Source organism: Salinicola acroporae (assembly GCF_003206615.1).
Classification (GTDB): domain Bacteria; phylum Pseudomonadota; class Gammaproteobacteria; order Pseudomonadales; family Halomonadaceae; genus Salinicola; species Salinicola acroporae.
Window position 1 is genome coordinate 1 of record NZ_PZJW01000022.1, and the last position, 609, is coordinate 609.

The following is a 609-nucleotide window of genomic DNA, read 5'->3' on the forward strand; positions in this document are numbered from 1 at the left end:
TAAGCTGTAAGCTGTAAGTTCCCCCACAGCCCGCCGCTTCCAGCTCTAGATTCATTCGTTATCCAGAGTGACTATCAACCCGTTGAGCATCGAAGATATCTCTCGGGTTTCCTGTAACCATCGCTGGCCTTGCTGATGTTCGATATAGCCGATTTCCATGCCGATATAGACCTGAGTACGCAACTCGGCACAAGAGCCTCTGGCAACGACCAGGAAGTGGCGTTTGTCCTTGCTCGTATACCGGCTCATGCCCTCGGCAATGTTGCTAGGAATGGAAAGTCCTGAACGTGTGACCTGGTCTCGAAAGCCAAAATCACGCAGGGCGGAAAAGGTCTTATAGAGCTCAGCTGACAAGCGTGCCGAGCGTTTCCAAACCTGCAATCTCTCAAAATTCATGACTCCCCTCCCAGCCGTAAGCTAACGAAATAGCGCTTTTACCTGCAGAATCAAAAGGTTTTGGCTTTTGATTTTTCTTACAGCTTAAAGCTTATGGCTTACAGCTGGTTTCTCTTCCGGCTTCCAGCTTCCTAATTCGCCTGAGGCGAATTAGAAGTACCCCTCCCGCTTCTTCTTCTCCATCGAGCCCACCTGGTCCCGGTCGATGGCGCG

General features: G+C 50.9%; 1 protein-coding gene. It reads right to left on the reverse strand.

What is annotated here, in order from left to right:
* Positions 1 to 51: 51 nt before the first annotated feature.
* Positions 52 to 396 carry a four helix bundle protein gene (locus DOM54_RS19660; protein ID WP_110717955.1) on the reverse strand — a complete coding sequence of 115 codons (345 nt, stop codon included), beginning with the start codon at positions 394 to 396 and terminating at the stop codon, positions 52 to 54.
* Between the last annotated feature and the right edge of the window lie 213 nt (positions 397 to 609).